Raw genomic sequence first — 7,603 nt, forward strand, 5'->3', positions numbered from 1 at the left:
ACTCCTCGAGCTGCGCCGCGGTCAGGTGCTGCCTCAGGTGCGTGGAGACGCGCAGATCGATGATGGGATAGATCGCCACGATGCAGCGCAGCCATGGTGGACGGCGCCGGATGGGCGGGCCCAGCAGCATGCCTCCTGCCGAGAACGAGACCATGGCGATGCGATCGGGATCGGCGCCCCATCGTTGGGCGTTTCGCCGCACGAACGCCGTGAGCGATTCCACATCCGCCATGGCATTCTCGATCTCGGGCTTCGGGAACCCGAGCCGCTGATTGAAGGTCACCGTCACCACACCGCTCGCGGCGAGCAAGCGCCCCCACGAACGGTAGTTGCCCCAATCCTTGGGCCGGGGCTTGAGCCCGGGACCGACCCCGCCGTGAAGCAGGATCGCGATTGGATGCGGCGCCGTCCCGTGACTGCTGCTCGCCGGAAGGTACACATCGGCGCTCAAGTCGACGCCTGGGACGCGCCGGTAGCTCAGGTTCTGTGTGACGCGCACGCGCTCCATCCCCGGCACTCGCAACGCCACGGGGCGATTCACCATGGCGAGAAACGCTCCGAGCCCGGCCGTGTCGGGACCGGCGCTCGCCGTGGCCGGCTCGGCGAGGGGCATCCACACGAAGGTGAGAATGGAGAACACGGCGCTCACAACAGTCCTCCTTCCAGTCTGGCCGCTGCTTCGGCGTTTGCGGTTCCGACGAGGGCCGAAGGCTAGATCGTGCCGCAAGAATTTCAACTGCGTTCCAGCGTGTGCAGTGGGATGAGCGCCTGACGCGCGCGTGAACTCCTTGTGCAGTCCCCAACATCCGGCACACAACCTGCTCAACGTTCCGTCCGCTCCCACACTTCGGCCCAGGGAAGACGGATGTGGGACTCGCGGCTCTGCTTCTTCTTTCGACTTTCTCGTTTGCCGATAGCGGCCAAGCCACTCGCGACAGCACGATCACCGGCAGCGTGCTCCAGGCGGCTTCGGACAGCACGAAGCCGATTTTGCTCCCGCCGGTTGTCGTTTCTGCCAAACGGGGAGCTCGTCCTGGCGAGGCTTCGTGGATTCCCTCGTCGGCGCTGATCCTGTATGCCGACGATGGCTCCAAGCTGCTGCTCGGCGACCTCAGGATCTCGTCGCCGCTCCCGGCCTCGGCCGATCTGCGTCTCTACGGTCTTCCCGTGGATCAGACCGCCCGAGACTATGTCTGGGGCCACCGCATCGGCGGACCGGCGACCGCCGTGTTCGGATCGCGCACGAAGGTCAATCCAGACGTCGTGCAGGTCGCGCTCCATCCCTCTCTCATGTCCCATCAGTACAGGGACACCAACGGTTCGCTGGAGCTGCGTCCCACCTTCCCATCGAGCCATCCCCAGGCGCTGTCGCTCTCGAGCGATGCCATCGAGCGCCGCGCGACGTTCTCCATGGCGCGCGGCTCGGGTGTGTCGACTCCGCGGCTCCAGTTGGTCACGAGCGTGAGGCACAGCGACGTCGTCCCTCTCCTGAGGCTCGTGGTGCCGGAGCTCAGGGCGATTCCGCGCTATCTCGACTCGCAGACCCATGCCAGGCTTCAGCTCGGCGACCAGGCGATCGAGGGATTCTTCCTTTTCGGACGGGAGAGGGGAGACTGGCGGGAGACCATCGACGGCGTCGAGGGAGCCGTTCTCGAGGACACGCAACAGAATCTCGCCATCGTTCGAATCGAGCGTCGCCTTCCCCATGAGTCGACGCTCCGGGTCGGAGCGAGCTGGGAGAGCGGCCAAGTGGACTCGGAGCATCGTTACGGCGACTTTGCCGAGCGGACGCAGAGCATGTCTCGGATCGTCAATCCACGAATCGTCTACGCCACGCGGCGCGACGCGGTCACGGTCTGGGCGTCGCAATTCCTCGTGAGGTCGGACCCTGGCGGGTTCATGTGGCGTTCCAGCGTGGATGCGGGAGTGGAGGGCCGCGCCACGACGGGCTGGTTCACGGTGCAGCCCTCCCTCGCGTTCCAACGCTTTCACGGCGAAGGCACCGTCGTCCATGGCATCACCGCCAAGGTCCATCCTCAGGAGGTGACGCTGACCGCCGGCTATGGCACGTATGCCGACTACTTCGTGTTCCACGATGGCATCTTCGGCAACGTCTTCGATCCCGGAGGAGCGCAGCGGCCGCAGCTCGCCTACCACTACGTTGCATCGGTTCAGTACGAGCCGAAGCGCCGACGACCGTTCGATCTCATCCGCATCACAGGGGTTCGAAAGGACTTCGATGTGGATCTGTGGGCATCGCGAACCGGCGTCCAAGTGCTCTCATGGGACCTGATGGTGGCGCGGGGCGGAAAGACGGGCTGGGAGATCGCCTGCCTCGCGAACGACGCACGCCACGCCGAAGAGCCATTGGTGGGAATGACCCCGTTCAGTCTGCGCGCAGGAATCAACAGCGACCTTGGCCGCTGGTTCAACGTCTCGGCCGAGGCCAACTATCGGAGTGGCGCGATCGCGCAGTACCGGATGCCCGGACCGCGCTTGGGGGAGCGGTTCGAGCTCGACCCCAGCTACTACCTGAACCTGGCGCTGACGCGGCGCTTCAGCCCCTTCAATCGACCGCTGAATCTCACCGTCACGGTGTTCAACGCTCTCGCGATGGCGGGAAGTCGCGCCGAGCTCACGGTCGATCAGTTCGGAAGGCGCTACGATGCGCCGTGCTGGGCCAACCTCCGCCTGCGCTACGACCTGTGGTGAACGAGCCGTCGGCGCCTATACTCCGCCCCCGGATCGAGAGTTGCGCGAGTTCGTCGCTGCATGGCGGCCGCTTCGTGGCTTCAGGCAACGCGATGCCCGAAGCCCACGGAGATCCGGACTACGAGAGCATCTCAGCCGTTGCCGTGTTGCCCTGTCATCGAGGATGAACCCATGAAGCTTGCGACCGTGATTCTATCGAGCGTCGTGCTCGTTTCGTCCGCCCAGGCCGCGACCGTCCGGCACAGCGTCCTCTTCCAAGGAAAGCCCAACGGTTACCAGGCTGTGGCCGAGTCCGCCGGCGTGATCACCGTGGACTACCACTACCGGCAGAACGGACGGGGCCCCGACTACCACGAGGAGATCCGCCTCGATCCACAGGGTGTCCAGCTCTTCCACCGCATCACCGGCAAGCAAACCTTCGGCGCTCCGGCCGACGAGACGTTCGAGCGCGACAACGGGGTCGCGCGCTGGAAGTCGGTCGCGGATTCCGGGTCCACGCCTTCGACCACTCGGGCGTTCTACCTGCCGATGAATTCCGCCCTCGAGGCCTACGCGATGCTGATCCGGGCCGCGCTGCGTCAGGGCGGCAGGATCGCCATGCTTCCCGGGGGCGAGGCGACCGTCACCCGCATCACCGCTCGCGAATTCTCAGCCGGTCGCCGCAAGCAGAAGCTGGCGCTCTATGCGGTGCGGGGCGTCGACCTCGAGCCGACCTACCTCTGGCTCACCGATGATGCGGCGAAGGCCTTCTTCGCCTACGCCTATCCGGGCTGGATGCAAGTCGTGCTCGAGGGTTGGGAGTCTGCCGCACCCGCGATCGAGAAGGCCCAGGTCGAAGCGGATCGCGAGTGGCTGGAACGGCTGGGCACGCGTCTGACGCATCGTTTGCCGGATCCCATTCTCATCCGCAACGTGCGTGTGTTCGACGCGGAGAAGGCCACGCTCGGTCCGCCCAGCGACGTCTACGTGTTCAATGGTCGCGTCGCTTCGGTGTGGCCGGCCGGCACCGCGGCCGAGAAGACCCCCACCGTGTTCGACGCTGCCGGACGCACGCTGCTGCCCGGGCTCTACGACATGCACGACCATGCCAGCGCCTGGTACGGGCCACTCCAGCTCGCGGGCGGGGTCACGACGACGCGGGACAAGGGAAACGAAAATCCGGTCCTGTTCGACCTGATGGGCAAGTGGGACAGCCTCCGCTACGTGGGGCCTCGCACCGTTCCCAGCGGTTTCATCGAGGGCGAGAGCGACTTCTCCTCGCGCAGCGGCTTCGTGATCTCCAGCGTCGACTCCGGGCGCCGCGCCGTGGACTGGTACGCACAGCGCGGATTCCGCGAGATCAAGCTCTACAACTCGGTCAAGCCCGAATGGGTGGCCCCGATCGCCGAGCACGCGCACAAGCTCGGCCTCCGCGTGACCGGCCACATTCCGGCGTTCATGCGCGCGGAGCAGGCGGTTCGCGCCGGCTACGACGAGATCACGCACATCAACCAGCTGATGCTCAACTTCCTCTCGGGGCCCAAGACGGATTCACGCACGCTGGAGCGCTTCTACCTCATCGCCGACCACGCGAACGAGCTGGACCTGGATTCCAAGCGCGTCGAGGACTTCATCGCGTTGCTCAAGCAGCGCGGGACGGTGGTGGATCCGACGCTGGCCGTCTTCCAGGACATGGGCCAGCGTCACGGCCAGCTCGGCAAGACCTACGCAAAGGTGGCGGCCCATCTGCCGATCAGCCTTCAACGCTCGTTGAAGCAGAACAGCATGAACATCACCGACACCAACGCGGCACGCTGGCAGGCCAGTGACCGTAAGCTGGTCGAGATGGTCGGTCGTCTCTACCGCGCCGGCGTTCCCCTGGTGGCGGGCACCGATGCCATCGCCGGATTCGCGCTCCACCGCGAGCTCGAGCTGTACGTCGAGGCGGGGATACCCGCCAACGAGGCGCTCAAGATCGCGACCTGGAACGGCGCGAAGTACACCGGCACGCTCGCCGATCGGGGATCCATCGAGCGTGGCAAGCTGGCCGACCTGGTGCTCGTGGATGGAGATCCGACCAAGGACATCTCCGCGATCCGACGCCCGGTCATGACGATGAAGGGGGGAGTCGTCTTCTATCCGTCGGAGATCTACGACGCCATGGGGATCAAGCCCTTCGTGGAGGCGCTTCGCCCCACTGCCGCGACGGCGGCTTCACGGCCTTAGCCACATCACTCGTTTGAAGCACGATCCTGAGAATCCGGGCGCGGTGTGAATTCTTCGGGGAGTGCCGGGAGGGGCCCGAACGAGCGCTTGCAGGCGTCTTCCCATTCAGTCCGCAGGCGGTTGTACTCCCGGATCTCCGTAGCGCCGATCCGACCCACCATTCGGAGCGAGGCGAATTCGACGCTCTTCCTGACCAGGTCTTCCCACAGCCGGTTCACGACCGGATCCAGGAAGTGTTCGTAAGTTCGCAGGCTCAGGCCAGCGAGCAGCTTCCGGACTTCCTCGTCTTCCGCGGACCATTCCCCGGTTCGGATGTACGCCGCCAGGTGCACTCGGACCAGGATCGTGATCGGCTGGTTGTAGGTGGCGCGATCGGTGTCCAGAGCTCTGTCCCGGAGCAAGCGTTCGTCCTGCCAGCGGTGTTCGTTGTTCTGGAGCTTGCGATCGACGACGGCTCTCACGATCAACACCAAGACCGTTCCGACCACTCCGCTGAGGCCGAGGAGGGTCATCCAGTCTTTGAACATCTCGAACGGCATCCGAATCACCGCCCCTGAGCACCCGGGGAGTCGACCCCATCGCGGGCCTCGAGCCTGCGCGCGCGAAGTCCGACGGAATGCGGGCAGCTGTTTGGATACCTTCGCAGTACGAGCCGATTCCCATTGGGAGAAATGACCCGCGGACGAGTATCGTTTGACGACGATCCATGCGTATTGCAATTCGGAGGAAATAAAGGAGATCTCAATTGAACGGCCTTCCACGGACCATCGACGTCGGTCTGCTCCTGCTGCGCGTGGGAGCAGGCGCCATGCTGTTTTGGGGTCACGGGTGGCCGAAGATCACCCATTTCGCCGAGCGAGCGCCCAACTTCGCGGACCCGATCCACCTCGGTCCCGCTGCGAGCTTCACGCTCGTCGTCTTCGCGGAAGTCTTCTGCTCCGCATTCGTGGCCATGGGATTCCGGACCCGCTGGGCCGCGATTCCGCTCATCGTCTTCTTCATCGTCGCGGGGTTCATTCAGCATGCGGCGGACCCATGGAACCGGAAGGCGCTGGCCTTCGCGTTCCTGGTCATCTTCCTGTCCCTCTTGATCATGGGTCCGGGCAGGTACTCGCTGGACGCGCTGATCCAGAGGCGGAGGTCGGTCGAAGGCAAGACGCTCTAGCCGCGGCCATCGGCCTCGCCTCCGCGCTCGTCGGCACCCAAGGAAAACCCGTTGACTCGGACCCATGCCTGCTGAAATATCAGCACTGCTGAATTATCAGCACGGCCACCCGAAAAGCGGATCGCAGCTCGAAGGGAGAGAGGAATCCTCGCCATGCCCAAGCGTCCACTCACGGAAGACCTGAGCCGCAGAGAGCGCCAGGTCATGGAGATCCTGCATCGCCACGGTGAATCCACCGTCACCGAGATCATGCAGGCGCTTCCCGACCCGCCGACCTACTCCGCGGTGCGCTCGGTGCTGCGCATCCTGACCGAGAAGGGCGCCGTCGGTCACCGCGAGGACGGCCCTCGTTATGTCTATTTCTCAGCCATGCCCACCGACAAGGCGCGCGAGGACGTGCTGCTCCACGTCGTGCAGACCTACTTCTCCGGCTCCACGGAACAGGCGATGACGGCGCTCATGCGGCTCTCGGATGCCGACGGCGCCAACCTCGAAGGATTACGGCTCAAGATCCGGCGCGCCCGCCAGGGTGAAAGGAGAGGGTCGTGACGTTCTCTTTCGATTCCCCCTTGGTCGTGTCCGCCGCCGAATCGCCGATGCTCCTCATGCTGCTCAAGGTGACGCTCGTCCTGATGGCCGCGCTCGCGGTCAGCGCGCTGATGCGCCGCGGGTCCGCCACGGTCCGTCACCTGGTCTGGCTCGTGGCCCTGGTGGCGGCGCTCGCGGTGCCTCTCTTGTCGCTGTGGTCGCCGCTGCCGGTCCGCGTGCTCCCGGCCGTCGATGCCTCGCCGGCGCCGACGGTCCGCGCGGAAGCCACGCCTCCGGTGCCGCACTCCGTGCAGCCGGCTCCCGCTTCTGCCCCCAGCGCGGCCACCACCGCAGCCGCGCCCCTGACGATCGACGTCGGCACCATGCTGCTCGCGCTCTGGGCCCTGGGCGTGTTGGTGCTGCTGGGCCGGCTCGCGCTCGGCGCCTGGGTGGTCAGCCGGCTGGTGCGTCGCGCACGGCTGCTCGACACGCAGGACTGGCTCCGTCCTCTCTATGAAGTCGCCGATCGTCTGGGCCTCGACGAAGCGCCGCGCCTGGTGCAGAGCGAACGGATCAAGATGCCGTTCGCGACCGGCGTGTGGAAGACGGTGATCGTGCTGCCGGCGGAAAGCGCCCAGTGGAGCCACGAGCGCCGCTACGCCGTTCTGATTCACGAGCTCGCCCACATCAGGCGCCGTGACCTCCTCGGCCACCTGGTGGGCGGCTTCGCCTGTGCGCTGTACTGGTTCCATCCACTGGTGTGGACGGCCGCTCGTCATCTGCGCGCCGAGAGCGAGCGCGCGGCGGACGACCTGGCCCTCGTGCTCGGCACGCCGGCCAGCGACTACGCGGAGCATTTGCTCGAGATCGTCACGCAGGTGCGCGACGAGCGCATGCCCGCGGTGGCGCTGGCGATGGCGAAGCCCCGTGAGTTCGAAGGCCGCATTCTCGCCATTCTCGATCCCGGTCGTCGCCGCCGCGGTCCGGGCCGGG

At 65.8% G+C, this 7,603-nt stretch carries 7 protein-coding genes; 5 read left to right on the forward strand and 2 right to left on the reverse strand.

The genetic code is table 11. The features are described from left to right. Window positions 1-649: alpha/beta hydrolase (locus VFQ05_05140; protein HET9326139.1), on the reverse strand; the 649-nt coding region annotated here is incomplete at its 3' end. A 218-nt stretch (window positions 650-867) separates the two neighbouring features. Here VFQ05_05140 and VFQ05_05145 point away from each other — a divergent pair. Both VFQ05_05145 and VFQ05_05150 read left to right on the forward strand, forming a co-directional pair. Beyond that, window positions 868-2,712, forward strand: coding sequence for a hypothetical protein (locus tag VFQ05_05145; GenBank protein HET9326140.1), 1,845 nt, complete (start codon window positions 868-870; stop codon window positions 2,710-2,712). 171 nt (window positions 2,713-2,883) lie between these two features. Beyond that, entirely contained in the window at window positions 2,884-4,917 is a 2,034-nt protein-coding gene (locus VFQ05_05150; protein HET9326141.1) for an amidohydrolase family protein, read from the forward strand. 5 nt (window positions 4,918-4,922) lie between these two features. Here VFQ05_05150 and VFQ05_05155 read toward each other — a convergent pair whose 3' ends face one another. After that, entirely contained in the window at window positions 4,923-5,456 is a 534-nt protein-coding gene (locus VFQ05_05155) for a hypothetical protein (GenBank protein ID HET9326142.1), read from the reverse strand. 206 nt (window positions 5,457-5,662) lie between these two features. Here VFQ05_05155 and VFQ05_05160 point away from each other — a divergent pair, with 206 nt between their 5' ends. The 3 genes from VFQ05_05160 to VFQ05_05170 form a co-directional block, all read left to right on the forward strand. Further along, entirely contained in the window at window positions 5,663-6,082 is a 420-nt protein-coding gene (locus VFQ05_05160) for a DoxX family protein (protein ID HET9326143.1), read from the forward strand. A gap of 153 nt (window positions 6,083-6,235) precedes the next feature. Then, window positions 6,236-6,631, forward strand: coding sequence for a BlaI/MecI/CopY family transcriptional regulator (locus VFQ05_05165; protein ID HET9326144.1), 396 nt, complete (start codon window positions 6,236-6,238; stop codon window positions 6,629-6,631). Further along, window positions 6,628-7,603 (forward strand): M56 family metallopeptidase (locus tag VFQ05_05170; GenBank protein ID HET9326145.1); only part of this gene is annotated, 976 nt, incomplete at its 3' end. The genes VFQ05_05165 and VFQ05_05170, both read left to right, overlap by 4 nt.

The organism is Candidatus Eisenbacteria bacterium (assembly GCA_035712145.1).
In the GTDB taxonomy this organism is placed as follows: domain Bacteria; phylum Eisenbacteria; class RBG-16-71-46; order RBG-16-71-46; family RBG-16-71-46; genus DASTBI01.